This window comes from Winogradskyella sp. SM1960 (assembly GCF_020179375.1).
Taxonomy (GTDB): Bacteria; Bacteroidota; Bacteroidia; order Flavobacteriales; family Flavobacteriaceae; genus Winogradskyella; species Winogradskyella marina.
Genome location: NZ_JAICBG010000003.1, coordinates 240,502 through 257,291, shown reverse-complemented (window position 1 = coordinate 257,291; position 16,790 = coordinate 240,502). Strand labels below are relative to the sequence as shown.

Annotated in this window: 7 protein-coding genes; all 7 read left to right on the top strand. The window is 34.1% G+C overall.

The features are described 5' to 3' along the window. The first annotated feature begins 7 nt into the window (after positions 1–7). The 7 genes from K1X16_RS09940 to K1X16_RS09910 all read left to right on the top strand — a co-directional run bounded on the left by K1X16_RS09940 (position 8) and on the right by K1X16_RS09910 (position 16,782). Positions 8–1,279, top strand: a complete 1,272-nt coding sequence (locus K1X16_RS09940; RefSeq protein ID WP_225035988.1) for a sugar isomerase — start codon at positions 8–10, stop codon at positions 1,277–1,279. Positions 1,280–1,286: 7 nt separating this feature from the next. Next, positions 1,287–2,666 carry an FGGY-family carbohydrate kinase gene (locus K1X16_RS09935; protein WP_225035986.1) on the top strand — a complete coding sequence of 460 codons (1,380 nt, stop codon included), beginning with the start codon at positions 1,287–1,289 and terminating at the stop codon, positions 2,664–2,666. A gap of 6 nt (positions 2,667–2,672) precedes the next feature. After that, on the top strand, positions 2,673–3,824 hold the full coding sequence (locus K1X16_RS09930) for an alpha-hydroxy acid oxidase (RefSeq protein WP_225035984.1): 1,152 nt from the start codon (positions 2,673–2,675) through the stop codon (positions 3,822–3,824). 12 nt (positions 3,825–3,836) lie between these two features. Beyond that, the gene (locus K1X16_RS09925; protein WP_225035983.1) at positions 3,837–5,960 is read left to right on the top strand and encodes a right-handed parallel beta-helix repeat-containing protein; all 2,124 of its coding nucleotides are present in this window, start codon (positions 3,837–3,839) and stop codon (positions 5,958–5,960) included. 355 nt (positions 5,961–6,315) lie between these two features. Next, on the top strand, positions 6,316–8,604 hold the full coding sequence (locus K1X16_RS09920; protein ID WP_225035982.1) for a T9SS type A sorting domain-containing protein: 2,289 nt from the start codon (positions 6,316–6,318) through the stop codon (positions 8,602–8,604). 33 nt (positions 8,605–8,637) lie between these two features. Next, positions 8,638–10,278 carry a T9SS type A sorting domain-containing protein gene (locus K1X16_RS09915; RefSeq protein ID WP_225035981.1) on the top strand — a complete coding sequence of 547 codons (1,641 nt, stop codon included), beginning with the start codon at positions 8,638–8,640 and terminating at the stop codon, positions 10,276–10,278. Between the two features lie 327 nt (positions 10,279–10,605). Further along, on the top strand, positions 10,606–16,782 hold the full coding sequence (locus K1X16_RS09910) for a choice-of-anchor Q domain-containing protein (RefSeq protein ID WP_225035980.1): 6,177 nt from the start codon (positions 10,606–10,608) through the stop codon (positions 16,780–16,782). Positions 16,783–16,790: the final 8 nt, after the last annotated feature.

Here is a 16,790-nt window from a genome sequence, read left to right as displayed (position 1 = left end):
TATAACTATGCAAATACATCAAGAAGAAATAGTAGCCTTAAATAAAGATTTATTAGTTGAACATAAGGAAAATCTAACCCAATTATCTAGAAAACATAGTAACTTAGAAGATATTATAGATACCATTTCAAACTATAATATTGCCATACCAAGTTGGGCATTAGGCGCAGGAGGCACACGATTTGGAAAATTCGGATTTGGCGGAGAACCCAGTACTTTAGAACAAAAATTAGAAGATATTGGTGTTATTAATGCTTTAACCAAATCTGCAAATGCAGTGTCTTTACATATTCCTTGGGATATTCCTAAAAATACTAATGCCATTAAAGAAAAAGCAACACATTTAGGGCTTCATTTTGACGCCATGAATTCCAACACGTTTCAAGATCAAGACAACCAAGAATATAGTTATAAGTTTGGGTCTTTATGTCATACAGACAAAAACGTGAGAGATCAAGCTGTGGCACACAATAAAGCGGTTATAGATTATGGAATTGCCTTAGGTTCAAAATCTTTGACGGTATGGTTAGCAGATGGATCTAATTTTCCTGGTCAGCTCAATTTTAGACGTGCTTTTGAAAACACCTTAGCAAGTTTAAAAGAAATTTATGCCCATTTACCAGCAGATTGGAAACTGTTTATAGAATACAAGCCTTACGAGCCAAATTTCTATTCTATGGTGATTCAAGACTGGGGAACGTCTCATATGTTAGCTAAAGATTTAGGTGAACAAGCCTATACTTTAGTGGACTTAGGACATCATTTACCAAACACAAATATTGAGCATATTGTTGCCACATTAATGACAAGAGGCATGTTAGGTGGTTTTCATTTTAATGATAGTAAATATGGTGATGATGATTTAAGTGTTGGCGTCATGAAACCCTATCAATTATTTCTAATATTCAATGAGTTGGTTTTTGGAATGGAAAATAATCCTGCAAATAACCCAATTCCTGCATGGATGATCGATGCAAGCCATAATTTAAAAGATCCTTTAGAGGATTTAATTCAATCCATTGAAGCCATTGAAACGGCTTATGCAAAAGCATTATTAATTGACCAAAAAGCGCTCGAAGAAGCACAATTACAAAATGATGTGGTAACGGCACAACGCATTTTACAAGACGCTTTTAACACGGATGTAAAAACAATTTTAGCCGAAGCCAGATTAAGAAATAATGGAGCCATTGATCCTATATCTGCTTACAGGCTTTTAGATGTAAGAAATGTATTGATTAAAGAAAGAGGAATGAATTCTACAGCAACAGGTTTGTAAAAACACTATGAGTACTCCAATAAAACAAGAGGTTATAGCAATATTCGATATAGGAAAGACTAATAAAAAGTTTTTCCTATTCGATACTAACTATAACGAAGTCTATAAAGAGTACACTACGTTAGAAGAAATTGTTGATGAAGATGGGTTTCCAACGGAAGATATTCATGCGCTTCAAAAATGGGTACAATTAGTATTTAAAAATATTTTAGATTCCAACACCTACACTATTACAGCTGTTAATTTTTCTACATATGGAGCAAGTCTTGTTCATTTAGATAAAAACGGAGATCTACTAACACCACTTTATAATTATTTAAAGCCTATTCCATCAGATATTTTAGAACAGTTTAATAACACGCATGGAGATATTTCTACTGAAACGGGATCTCCACAATCTGGTATGCTAAATTCTGGAATGCAGTTATATTGGTTAAAATATAAGCAACCAGACGTATTCAAAAACATAAAGTATTCTTTACACTTGCCACAATATCTTAGTTATATGTTTACAGGTGTTCCGCTTAGTGAATTTACAAGTATTGGCTGCCACACTTCACTTTGGGATTATGGTAAAAAAGATTATCACAGTTGGGTTTACAAAGAAGATATTGACCAAATACTTCCGCCAATTGTTTCAACCGAAACATGTATTTCTAAATATTATAATGGAAAACGCGTAAAAATTGGAGTGGGTATTCATGATAGTTCTTCAGCGCTAATACCTTATTTAAAAGGGTCTAAAAAACCATTTGTTTTGGTTTCAACGGGTACTTGGAGTGTATCGCTAAATCCGTATTCCGACGTTTCCTTAACTAACGAAGATCTTCAAAATGACACCATTAATTACATGAAAGTTAATGGCAAGCCTGTGAAATCGGCAAAATTGTTACTAGGAAAAGAATACATACATCAAATTACACAATTAAGTCAATATTTTGACGTGCCATTAGACCGACACAAATCAGTAACATTTAATAGTCAAATTTTCAACAGATTATCATATAATTTCAGTCCATGTTTTAGGTGGAAATATTTGGTCAACACAGAAGCACCAGAGAAAACGAACCTCAAACATGACAATTATCAAGACGCTTATCATCAATTAATGATAGAGCTTATCGATATACAAATACAAAGTATAAAAACCACATTAGGCACTAACAGTTCAATAAAACGATTGTATATTGATGGAGGGTTTAGCGATAATGACGTCTTTATAAAATTATTGACTCATCGTTTAAGTAAGCTGAAAGTGAGGTCAACCAGTTCTTCATTAGGTTCGGCGTTAGGAGCTGCTATAGTAATTATGGATGGAAAATTGGCTTCTAATTTTTTAAAAAAGAATTATGGCTTGAAAAAACATATACCCTTTATTCTAAAGTAAAACCTAATGACTTTGAAGATAAACACAAAATATCCGTCGGTTACTGATTTAAGATCAAGGGCGCAAAAAAAAATACCAAAATTTGCTTTTGAGTATTTAGATGGAGGCTGCAATGAAGATATTAACTTACATCGGAATACCGCTGAGCTTAGAGACGTACAATTAAAACCTAATTATTTAAAAAATCATTCTGGCGCGTCTTTAAAAACAAATCTCTTTGGAATAGAATATGACGCTCCTTTCGGAATAGCACCTGTTGGCCTTCAAGGCTTAATGTGGCCAAATTCCCCTGAAATATTAGCAAAAGCGGCATTTAACCACAATATTCCGTTTATTCTCAGTACAGTTACCACAACAAGTATTGAGCGTGCTAGTGAACTTACGGAAGGCAAAGCATGGTTTCAATTATATCACCCAACAGAAGATCGGTTGCGAGATGATATTATTAAACGTGCGGAAGCTGCACATTGCCCAGTGCTTGTTATTTTATGTGATGTTCCAACCTTTGGTTTTAGACCTCGTGATATCAGAAATGGCTTGGCCATGCCACCAAAAATGTCTGTTAAAAATATTTTACAAATTTTAGGTAAACCACATTGGGCTCTAGAAACTTTAAAATACGGGCAACCCAGTTTTGAAACGTTAAAACCTTACATGCCAAAAGGCTTAGATTTAAGACAATTAGGTAAGTTTATGGATCAAACCTTTAGTGGACGATTAAATGAAGAAAAAATAAAGCCTATTAGAGATATGTGGAAAGGAAAACTCGTATTAAAAGGTGTCGCCTCTGAACATGACACTGAAGAGGCCATACGCTTAGGATTAGATGGCATTATAGTCTCCAATCATGGTGGACGCCAATTAGACGCAGGACAATCCACTATAAAACCGCTAAAAACTATTGCTCAAAAATATGGAGATAAGATTGAGGTTATGATGGACAGTGGACTTCGTTCTGGTCCAGATGTGGCTAGGTCTTTAGCATCGGGAGCCAAATTTACATTTTTAGGACGTTCATTTATGTATGGTGTTTCGGCATTAGGAAAAAAGGGAGGAGACCATACTATATCTTTATTAAAAACGGAATTACAACAAGTCATGGAACAATTGAACTGTGAAAAAACAGAAGATTTTCCGAATTTTTTAATCAACCAATAACGTTTAATTACTATGAAAACTTACGGCTACTTCTTTCTCTTTTTCTTATTCGCACAAGCGATCTACGCAACTGATTTCTATTGTGACCCAGTAAACGGGAATACAAATAACGACGGAAGTAAAGCTAATCCATGGGGAAGCTTAGAAAGTGTTTTTGAAAAAGGAATAGAATTTAAAGCAGGTGATGTGATATTCTTACTTTCCGGAAATCATGGAAACGTCAAAGTTATAGGCCAAAACGAAAAATACATTACTATTTCTGGACTTACAGACCAAAATCCTACGATAAACTCTATAATATTTGGAACTGAAGAATCGCCTGCATCCAAGTGGATATTCAGTAATATTACTTTTAATGGAGCCTTCAATTCAAATACTGTTTTTATACATCAAAATAGTTCGAAAATCAGATTAACGGAAAATAATTTTATTTCAAATACTAAGGATGATACTGCAATCGATATCAAAGGAACGCAATGTAAAATAGAAAGTAATGTCATTTCTCATTACAAAAACGGTATTATAGTTTCTGGTGAAAAAACTCAAATCAGGAATAATCGTATCAATTTTTTTAGCCATAATGCCATTACTATTTTAGGAGATTATAATTTATTAGAATACAACTTAATTAAAGAAAGTATAGCCACAGATGCTGAAGTAAACTCAGGCATATACTTTACCGAGAAAGAAACAAAAGGTAACATTTTTAGAGGTAATACAATTATCAATTTCACCAAATCAAATAGAGCGCAAATAGGCGTGTTAAACGGTATTTACGGGTTGAAAACCATTATTTCTGAGAGTATTTTTGAAAACAATATTGTTATTACAAATGGTAAAAAAGGGATATCTCTCACTGGTCAATTGAACAATCTAAAAATTGTTAATAATACAGTTGTAAATCCCTATTTTGGTTTAAATTTCACCGATAAAAGCGAAACAAATGCACCACTTGCCATACAGATCATTGGCGAAAATGATTCTTCAAATCTGTTTATAAGAAATAACCTGTCTAATGATGTCCTATTTAAGAACATAAAAGGGATTGCAGATTATAATCTAACGCTTCCTGTCTCCGTACATGATTATGACAAATGCTTTAATAATTGGGCTCTGTTTGATTTCTCTTTAGGCCCTAATTCAAAAGCTCTGAACAGTGGAACATCAGATATGGCACCAAATTTAGACGCAAGTCAAAACAAACGGTCCTTAGGTAACTTTGTTAATATTGGAGCCTTTGAATATACTAAAATTGATGAGGCTAATCAGGTTTTTGAAATACCTTCGGAAGCTTCAGATAGACAGATTCACTCCAAAGGTAAAGGAGACTGGGATGGCCAACCACAAATTCGTATTGGAGGTGTTGGCGAAAATATTGACGGTGCTGGAGTCTTTCCATTTAAGCTTCCAGAAATCCCTGGAGGCAAAAAAATTCTATCTGCTAATTTTAAAGTGTATTTATCTAAAGTAGATAATCAACCCGAAGGAGGCATTGATTTATATGCATTGCCTCCAAAATCGAACTTTTGGGTCACTGAAGACCTTTATTATCAAGGAACTTTTGGACAAGATGTTTCGGCAAGACCCATTCAGAATAATTTTGTAGACCCTAATATGTATTCCGGAGACATTAAAACAAATAACATTGGACAAAAAGGACTCAAAGATTACTTGAACACCATTTTTGAAACAGAAACAAACTCTACGGGTTATATCTTTTTAAGAATGAACCCAAACTCTAAAGATGTTTCAGATTATAATAGATGGAACTTTGTAAGTGCCAATGGTAAGAAAAAAGAAAACCAACCAACGCTTGAAATTACTGTTGGATATCCTGAACTTAATGAAGGTAATATTAGTAACATAGAATCTATTAAAAACAATATTATTATTGCACCAAACTCTATGCATAATGGAGAATTTAACGTGTACTTCTTAGGTTTTAAACAAGGTAAAACTGTACAACTTAAATTACTGAATTTTTCAGGTGAGCAGGTTTTTGAACAGACTATAAATCCTTCTGACTTATCAGATCATGTTTTTCGAAGTGAAAATTCAAAACTACCTACTGGGAAATATTTATTAGAATATACTACTGAAGGTGAAACAAAAAAGCAAATTTTCTTCGTTTGGTAATTGGATTATTTTACACCATCAGTTTTTAACAAATTACAGTTAATCACACTTTAAAGTTATTAAATTGATAACTGAATTCATAAAATTTAAATTTCTCACAATAATCACCTTAATTTTACCCATTATTCTCAAAAAGCGCAATTGAAGTTTATACTATCTGTTTAATTGTTTGTTAGTTTTGTCTGTTTTATTGAGCTAAGCACTGAAAACACTAGGATTAGTCAGCTATTTGTATTTATATTTGAGAATAACGCTTTCTATTTTTCAGCCTTATCTGTATCAAATACAGAAACAAATAACAAATCCCAATAAAAATCAAATGTTTAAAAAAAGTACTACCCTTTTCGTCTTCTTAATGATTTTCATACAATCGATTGGACAAAACACTTTTAATCTTGATCCGACTGTCGGAACAAGGTTTACAGTAACAGATAAAGTTTGGCCAGAAGTCGTAGGTGAAGGAGATGTCTGCTTATGGAATGACGATAAATTAGCCGCATTCACAATAACCATTGATGACAATAACGAACAGGATATCCCTTTTTGGACATCGATGATTGCTGAATATGGTTTCCATTTTTCTTGGTTTGTGATTACTGAGGCAGATCCGGCATATAATGTTCAAGATTGGAGCCTTTATAATAACCTTGCGGCTTTAGGAAGTCAAATAGATGGGCACGATGATAGAAATTGGTATACTAACCCAGCAGAAGGTGAAACCAACCTTTCTGATGCGGATTATCTCGCAAGATTACAAGCCACAGTTACAGTTATTGATACAGAAGTAACCTCTGGTTCAAATAATTGTCTAACCTATGCCTATCCCTATGGTGAAGGCAACGAAACCATTGCTAGAACACAATTTATAGGAATTAGAGGCACCCAAGGAATTCTAAATCAATCCAACACCGTCAATTATTTAGATGTTAATAGCGTTTCCAATGTTCATATTTATGGTAATGATTCGGACAGAGATCAATATATCTTACCACTATTAGACAATGTCAATACATTATATGGCACCAATTACTATCGTGGTTGGGGAAGTACACATTTTCACGGCTTAGATGAAGCGGGTGAAACTACCACTAACGAATTTTTACAATACTTAGCAGACAAACCAGAATTGTGGGTAGCCGGATTTACAGAGGTCACTCAATATTCTCAATCCTTTGCAACGCATAATTTAACCATAGATAATGTTTCAGAAAGTGAAATAAAATACACACTAACAGATGATATGTTAGACTCCGCTTTCTATTTTCCTCTAACCGTTAAAATAAGAATTGACAATAGTTGGGTCAATGTTACCGCCATTCAGAATGGAGAGCCTGTAGATTCTGAAATCATAACACATAATGGTAAAAAGTTTACGCTAGTAAAAACTGTACCAGACGCAGGTCAAGTTACAATAGCAGGTGTTGCAGATTCTGACCCAGCAATAATTTCTCCATCCTTAGCAAATCAATCTATGGTTGAAGAAACTACGTTACAAATAGATTTTTCAGCAGCTACTATCGGTAATGATGCCATTTCTTTTACAACATCTAACCTGCCTAATTTTGGAGTCTTAACTGACAATGGAGACAATACAGGAAACATTGTATTTTCACCTGCACTTTTAGATGCTGGCGATTATCAAAATATTACAGTTATTGCAGATAATGGAAGAAGTATCACATCACAGTCTTTTAACTTAACGGTTAGTCCTGATTCTGGTGGAGAACCAACGACAGAATATATAATTACTCCTACAGGAGATGGTATCATATCTGATGTTCTTAATTTAGAAGAGGGTAGTACAAATCCTTGGTTAAATGGTAATGATATCGATGGCACCAAAGTCTTAAAAGTTGGAGCTAGTGCATCAACTGGTGGTGGATTTACAACAAATGCAATTATTCCTTTTCAATTACCAGTACGTCCACCAGGTAAATTAGTGACGGCTGCAAATTTAAATGTGAACATTGCCTATATAAGACACTGGATTTCTTCTGATATCGATTTATACGGATTACCATATAATGCCTCAAACGCTATATCGCCAAATGATTTCTATGATGGCGCTTTTGCTAACGTTCAAGGTACAGCAACAGGACTACAAGATGGATTTGTTGTTAGAGATGTAGATGGTAATGAACCTGTAGGCACTTTGATTTTAACAGACCGACAAGTAGATACGGATTCAGAAGGTGACACTAACCTAGCAGCATACATAAATGCACAATATGATGCAGGTGCCGTTGCAGGAGATTACATTTTTTTAAGGTTAAGTGTAGATGCTACAACAGGTTCTACAAGTGCCCATTATTACGGTATAAGTGACGAATCAACAGAAGAAGCACCAACTTTAACGTTAGAAATTGAAAATATTTTAAGCGTTGATGCTTTCGATCAATCAAATGTAAGCCTTTATCCAAATCCAGTAACAGAAGGCAAATTAACCATCGTATTAAAAGGATTTAAATCAGAAAACACGAAACTAAATATCTATTCTCTAACAGGTAGTTTAGTTCATAGTGAAATGATTACAACCAATTCAAGTTCAAATTTTGAAACAAATTTGAATTTAAATGCTGGGCTATATCTTCTTAAGATATCGGATGGGATAACCTTAAAAACACAAAAATTAATCGTACAATAAACTAAATAAACTAATTCTTTAAAACAATACAATATGAAAACAACGCTACTAAATTCTTTATTGGGAATTGCATTAGGTGTGACACCATTTGCATTACAAGCCCAAACAACATCTTATGATGTTACACCAGAAATTGTTACAGATCAATCCTATCATGTCGATGGTATTGTTTCTGATATAACTGCTATGCCTGCAAATAACCCTTATTTAAATGGAAATAATGTCGGCGGAATAAATTCGTTAAAAATAGGGGCAAGTGCTGCAGACGGAAGCCCAAATACAACAAGTGCCATCATACCTTTTAAACTACCTGTACGCCCAGAAGGAAAATTAGTAGTTAATGCGAACTTAAAAGTACATGTCAATTATGGTCGCGAATGGATATCTTCCAATGTCGATTTATATGGACTTCCTTATAATGCGGCTAGTACTATTTATCCTGCGGACCATTTTGATGATGCCTACCCGGATGCTACAGCTGATGTTACAGGAATTCAAGATGATTACTTTTCAAAAAATGTTGACCCTGGATCTTTAGATACAGCACGTTTTGAAGAGACAAATGCTGGTGGAGATACCGCTTTAGTAGACTACTTAAATGCACAATATGATGCTGGAGCTGTTGCAGGCGACTATGTGTTTTTAAGACTAAATGTAGATGACCCAGAGACTACTGGTGCTCATTATTTTGGAGTTGATGATGGTTCAACTGCAAACGCACCAACATTAACTATAGAAGTGGAAGATGCTGAGGCAAGTCCAACAACAGATTATGACTTAGTGCCAGAGATGGTATTAGATCAAGCTTACCACGTTGATGGTATTGTTTCTGATATAACTGCTATGCCTGCTAACAATCCTTATTTGAATGGAAATAATGTAGGCGGAATAAATTCGTTAAAAATAGGAGCAAGTGCTGCAGACGGAAGCCCAGTTACAACAAGTGGTATTATTCCATTTAAATTACCTGCGCGTCCATCAGGTCAGTTGGTAGTTTCTGCGAATTTAAAAGTACATGTCAATTATGGTCGCGAATGGATATCTTCCAATGTCGATTTATATGGACTTCCTTATAATGCGGCTAGCACTATTTATCCTGCAGACCATTATGATGGCGCGTATCCAGATGCTACAGCTGATGTTACAGCAATTCAGGATGATTACTTCTCAAAAAATGTAGATGCTGGATCTTTAGATACTGCACGTTTTGAAGAAACAAATGTTAATGGAGATAATGCTTTAGTAGACTATTTAAATGCGCAATATGATGCTGGTGCAGTTGAAGGTGATTATGTGTTTTTAAGATTAAATGTAGATGACCCAGCAACTACTGGTGCTCATTATTTTGGAGTTGACGATGGTTCAACTGCCAATGCGCCAACGTTATCAATTTCTATAGATGGTGAATTATCTGTAGATAGTGTAGAAAAATCAACTTTAAAATTATATCCAAACCCTGTAACTTATGGTAAGTTAACAATTACGTCAAACGGATTTAGTAATGATTCTAAATTGACTATTTTCTCAATAACAGGTCAGTTAGTCCACTCTGAAAAAGTTGAAGCAAATTCAGCAAATTCTTTTAACACAACATTAAATTTAAAATCAGGTGTTTATATCATTAAACTTCAAGATGGAACGCGTTCTAAAACACAAAAATTAATCATTCAGTAATTAATAGCAATTTTTGAAAACGAGGGATTAATACATGCCCTCGTTTTCTATTTAATAATTATTATTTAAGTAATCTAGTACTTCCATGTTCTAAAATAGGAACTTCTCAAATAACCGTTTAAGGATTAAAAAGTAAATGCAGCAAACAAATTGACTTAATTAAACTTATGTAACCTCATAATTAAGTGAAGTATTGGCCTAAAATACAAAAGGGATTAAGAAATATTACTATTGATAATTTAGTGCAGCCTCAAGCAAAGTGTTATCAAATTTTTAAAAGCATTTTCACAATAATACAATCAATTGTCTAACTAAAAATAGATTATTATGAACATCATAAAATTTCAATTTGCACTTATAATGATTTTAATAGGAATTATATCTTCAGAGGCACAAAATTCTCAAATTATTCCAGCGCATTCAGACGATATTACCATTAAAAACGATAACACCTCTTGGGGATGGATTGGTCAAACAACCGCAAGGTTAGGCCATAGTAATGCACAAGCCTATATTATTCCATTTCAATTACCTGTTTTACAACCTGGAGAATCTATCACAACTGCAGATTTAGCAGTTCAAGTTATTTCATATAGTAACCAACCAAGTAATACAAATATCGATTTGTACGGTCTACCCTTTAGAACAACATCTACCGTAGATTTAAATACTGATTATTTTGTGGGAGCATTAGATACTTCAGCAACATTAATTCAAGACAATATATTCGAAGATAATGTCACTGGATTGGTAAATTTAGACTCCAATACTCAGCAAAATTTAGTTTCATATTTAAATGCTCAATACTCAGCTGGTGCTGTAGGAGGGGATTTTGTTTTTATTCGTTTTAGTGCAGACGCTAATAGTTCAGAAACATGGAATTTAGCTTCGCAAGACAATGGAACTACTAGTAATAAGCCTATTTTGGATATCGCTATTTCCAATACCTCGAATACAACACCCACACTTACTTTTATTGGCAATCAAAATGTTCAAGAACAATCAACTTTAAATGTAAACATTAGCGCAAGTGATATGGATGGTGATGCACTTTCCATAACGTCTAGCACCTTACCAAGTTTTGCAACTTTAATCGACAATGGTGACGGTACAGCTGTCATGTCTTTAAATCCACAACTTGGAGACGCATCAACATATTCAGTAACCATTATTGTTAGTGATGGTATTGAAATGGTTACTGAAACTATTTCTATTGTCGTATCAACATACCAAACACCTGTGGCTGGAGTTTATTATTGTGACCCTATAAACGGAAATATCAACAATGACGGTTCACAAGCAAACCCATGGAGCACGCTAGCTGCAGTAGTGTATACAAATAAACCCCTTAATTCTGGTGATATAATTTACTTAATGTCTGGTGATCATGGAGATCCATATATTAACAATATGTCTTTTAACGACTACGTTACGGTAAAAGCTTTAAGCGGAAATGCTCCAGTAATTAAGTCAATTCAATTGGTAAATTCCTCGTATTGGGCTTTTGATGGTATTAAGATTGATGGTACAAACAATACTAAAACTAAAGAACAAGTTTTATTTTCTTCGGACGTAAATTCGCATCATACTAAAATCATAAACTCAACAATATCATCCGCAGAAAATATAGAAACGTGGACCAAAACGGATTGGTACAATAATGTGACCAGTGGTATTCAAATAAGAAGTGACTACGCTTTTCTAGAAAATAATGTAATAAAAAATACGTACCACGCTTTAGAAGTGAGAGGTGAGTTTACAGAAGTACATAATAATTTAATTGATAATTTCGCTGGAGACGCTATACGTGGTTTAGGTAGTAATTCTACATATGAAAACAATACTGTTAGAGATTGTTATATTAACGATTACGCTATTCAGCATGATGATGGTTTTCAAGCTTATAACTTACAAAGTGATCCGAAAATTTCAAACGTCACACTTCGTAACAACGTGTTTATGTTATTTGCAGATCCAGTAACTCCTTTTGTTCAATCAAATAACTTAATTGGAGATTTAATGCAAGGAATAATAATTACCGATGGTTACGCTGATGGTTGGATTGTAGAGAATAACATCGTTAGTAATAATCAAGATCATGGTATATCATTATACGGCGCGCGTAATTGTAAAGTACAGAATAATACTGTGGTTCAATCACCCCTATATTCTGATGCTGATCATGTCCCGTGGATCATGTTAACAGATCAAACCAAAACAGGTCAGACTAATTTTAATAATGTCATTAGAAATAATATTTCAGCAAAATATACAACATGGACGTATGACACAACCTCAACAGTAGAACATAATATAACCATAGATGGTAGTAATTATGCTAACTATAGTAATTATTTTGTTGATTATGTAACTAATGATTTTCATTTATCAGCTACGAGCCCTGCTATAGATGCAGGTGTTGATACAGACCTGGCTGTAACAGATTTAGAGGGCAATCCTAGGTCTATGGGAACTAGTGTAGATGCTGGAGCTTACGAGTATACAGGCACAGTAGCTCCTCCAGCAAATAATGCCCCTATTTTAGCTTCAATTGGAGGCAAAACAATGAACGAACTTGAAACCTTAGAAGTCTCAATTTCTGCTACTGATTCAGATAATGACACCTTAACTTTGTCAATATCAAACGCACCAAATTTTACAACGTTTCTTGATAATGGAGATGGTACTGCTTCATTAACTTTATCTCCACAAATAGGAGATGCTAATTCTTATAATATCACCGTTTCTGTAACCGATGGAATGGATTCAATTGAAGAAATTATTCTAGTAACTATAAACCCAGAGGGAACGACTCCCTTAAATAATGCTCCTATAATTGCTAATGTAACAAACCAAACTGTCGAAGAAGATAACATACTTAATGTAAATATTTCGGTAACCGACAGCGATAATGATACCTTAACAATAACTTCTACAAGCTTGCCAAATTTTGCAACATTTACAGATCATGGTGATGGTACGGCTTTATTTAAATTTACACCTTCTGAAGGTGATGCAGGGACTTATACCATTGATGTTCAAGCATCAGACACTATAGATACTACCACATTGAACTTTGTTGTTAGTGTTTCTGAAATAACTAATGTTACCGGAACGGCCTATTATTGTGATCCAATTAATGGATCTATGAGTAATCCTGGAACACTAGCTAGCCCATGGAAAAGCTTACAAGACGTATTTACTGCTCAAAAAACGTTTAATTCTGGTGATGTAATTTACTTACTCTCAGGGGCTCACGGAAGCCCTTATATGACAGGTACGCATTCAGATTATGTAACTATAAAGCCATTAAGTGGAGAGCATCCAGTTTTAGCCTCTGTCCAAGTTGAAAATGGATCTTATTGGGCATTTGATGGATTAACATTTTCAACTGATGGATCTGGCGGTAATTTCGTAAGAGATTACATGTTCTTAACAAAAGACGATGCCACCTATTTAAAAATTGAAAACTGTACGTTCTCTAGTGCAAATGATTCTTCAACTTGGTCTAAAAACGATTGGTATGCAAATTCTGAAGATGCTGTTATTATTCGTGGGGATAATATAATCTTTAATAACAACACCATCAAAAATGTGTATTTTGCATTACAAATAGAAGGTGATTATGCTGAAATTAGAAATAACTTAATTGATAATTTTGGCGCAGATGCTATTAGGGCATTAGGTTCGCACGCTATTTACGAAAATAATATTATTAGAGATGCTTATATCGAAGATTACAATATAAATCATGATGATGGTATACAGATGTACGACAAGGATAATGTTGCAGCAGGGATTATAGACGATGTCGTTATTAGGAATAATAAAATATTCAACTTTGCAGACCCTATAACTCAGGCGATGGTTGATGATAATTTAATAGGGTATTCCATGCAAGGTATTATTATTACCGACGGCCATACCGAAAATGTCATTGTGGAAAATAATTTAGTCGTTTCCGATCACTATCATGGCATTACCCTTACAGGAGCTATTAATTGTAAAATCCAGAATAACACAGTTTCTAAAACCCCTACGTCCTACAATCCTGTAACTGATGCCATTCCTTGGATACAAATAAAAAATGATAAGCAAGGTAACGGAAGTACAGGGAATATTATAAGAAATAATATAGCCGCAAAATATACACCATGGACTTATGATGAAACAACTAATACAGTAGAATATAATATTGTAGTATCTGCAATTGACGCTATCAATACTTATGAAGATTTTAATAATTGGGACTTTAATCTAAAAGCCGGAAGTTCTGCAATTGATGCTGGTGTAAATACAGGTCTTACTACTTTAGATATTAACGGAGACCCAAGATCTGTTGGTGCAGCAGTGGACTGTGGCGCATTTGAACTTCAAGCAAGTGCAGATATAACTTCGCCAGTTATTGTAAGTGCAAATAATACGTTTTTTAATGATGAATTTGTTATTGTTTTTAGCGAAAGTGTGACTAACATTTCTTCAGAGTTGCCAGGAAATTATACTTTAAGCGGAGGTGCAACTATAAGTTCAGCCTCTTTATCAGCAGATAATAAAACGGTAACATTAACCTGTTCTGCTTTAAATGGGAATACATCCTATACAATTACGGCCAACAATGTAGAAGACTATGCTGGAAATACAGCTTCTAATTCTTCTGCCACTTTTATTTATGAATGCGATACCAATTGGGCAAGTACTTATCAAGATGACCAATGGGGATATAACCCTCCATCAAATGCTTTTGATGGAGATAACCAAACAAAATGGGCTGCTGAGGGTAATCAGTGGATACAAAAAAGCTTTTGCGAAATTGTTACGGTTCAATCGGTAGATATTAGCTTTGGTTTAGGTGATGAAAGAGCTTATAGTTTTGTAATTGAAGTTTCAACAGATGGACGTAATTTCACTCAAGTACATTCAGATACGAGTACCGGAACTACAACAGCTGCGGAACATTTTGATTTTGTAGATGTCTCAGCAAAATATTTTAGAATAGTAGGTTCAGGAAGTGATGTTAATGGGTGGAATAATTATTCTGAAATTGTTATTAATACATCAGGGTATACACCGCCAACAAATACCGCTCCTGTTTTAGTACCAATTGGAAATCAAACCATCACTGAAGGTGACACTTTAAATATAATTGTTTCTGCTACAGATACCGATGGAGATACATTAAGTTTTACAGCAAACAATTTACCTTCATTTGTAACCTTTATGGATAATAACGATAATACGGCTACATTAACTATTGCTCCAGCTATTGGAGATGCTTCAACAAATAGTATTTCTATTTCTGTAAACGATGGTACTACAATTGATACTGAAACCTTAAATATTGTAGTTAATAATGACTCAACCACGGCTAATAATGCACCTGTATTGTCAACTTTAGTAAGTCAAACTCTAAATGTTGATGAAGTTAAAATCATAAATATATCTGCAACAGATGCGGATGCTGATGCATTAACTTTTGCAATCAACAATGCACCTAGTTATGCTACTTTTGTTGACAATGGAGACAGAACAGCAACAATAACACTATCTCCTATTTCAGGAGATGAAGGTACTTCAAACATAACTGTTACAGTTTACGATGGGGAATTAAATGATAGCGCTATATTAAATATACAAGTTAATGCTTTACCTCAACAAAATAACTATATCGTAGAGGCGGTTATGGATGACCAAACGGTTTATGATAATGGAGGAATGCAGTGGGTAGGATATCATACGCATAGAATAGGATCAAACAATAAAACATCTGCTATAATTCCTTTTCAAATTCCAACGTTAGCACAAAACGAAAGGCTTACCTCTGCTACCTTAAATTTTCACCTATTACAAAATGGTGGAAACCTAGCGCATAAAGTCGATCTTTATGGGTTGCCGTATAGAAGTAGTAGTACTATTTTAAGTACCGATTTTTATGCAGGAGTTTACGATACAGACCTAACAGCTACGGCAATAGAAGATGATATTTTAGATTTAAATTCACCACAAGGGAATCTTCAAAGTTCATCGTCTCAAAATATTGTTAACTATATCAATAATCAATTAGATAACGGAGCTGTTACAGGAGACTTCATATTTTTCAGATTTAGTTTAGACTATAATGGGTCAGGGAATTATAACTATTGGGATATCGCATCTCAAGACCATACAACATCAAGTTATAGACCTGTTTTAAATTTTGATACAGCCTTAACTCTAGGAAAAGCTTATAACAATAACACAAAAGAAATACTTGAAATAGAAAATTCAACTGTAAGTGTTTACCCAAACCCTATTAATGAAGGTAAAGTTACTATTTCTAGTCGTATGTTAAATCAGAAATCTACTCTTGAAATTTACTCATTAACAGGTCGTTTAGTATTTAAACAGCATGTGCAGCCAACACAATCTAATACAATGCATGCCGATATACAATTGAATTCTGGAGTATACATTCTAAAATTAAGAAATACATCAAAAATATTTACTCAAAAATTAATCGTTAATTGATTAAGAAG

Bases quoted from the DNA above. Each gene is read 5' to 3' on its own strand.
- K1X16_RS09940 (WP_225035988.1), top strand. From the start codon at position 8: ATGCAAATACATCAAGAAGAAATAGTAGCCTTAAATAAAGATTTATTA.
- K1X16_RS09935 (WP_225035986.1), top strand. From the start codon at position 1,287: ATGAGTACTCCAATAAAACAAGAGGTTATAGCAATATTCGATATAGGA.
- K1X16_RS09930 (WP_225035984.1), top strand. From the start codon at position 2,673: ATGACTTTGAAGATAAACACAAAATATCCGTCGGTTACTGATTTAAGA.
- K1X16_RS09925 (WP_225035983.1), top strand. From the start codon at position 3,837: ATGAAAACTTACGGCTACTTCTTTCTCTTTTTCTTATTCGCACAAGCG.
- K1X16_RS09920 (WP_225035982.1), top strand. From the start codon at position 6,316: ATGATTTTCATACAATCGATTGGACAAAACACTTTTAATCTTGATCCG.
- K1X16_RS09915 (WP_225035981.1), top strand. From the start codon at position 8,638: ATGAAAACAACGCTACTAAATTCTTTATTGGGAATTGCATTAGGTGTG.
- K1X16_RS09910 (WP_225035980.1), top strand. From the start codon at position 10,606: ATGAACATCATAAAATTTCAATTTGCACTTATAATGATTTTAATAGGA.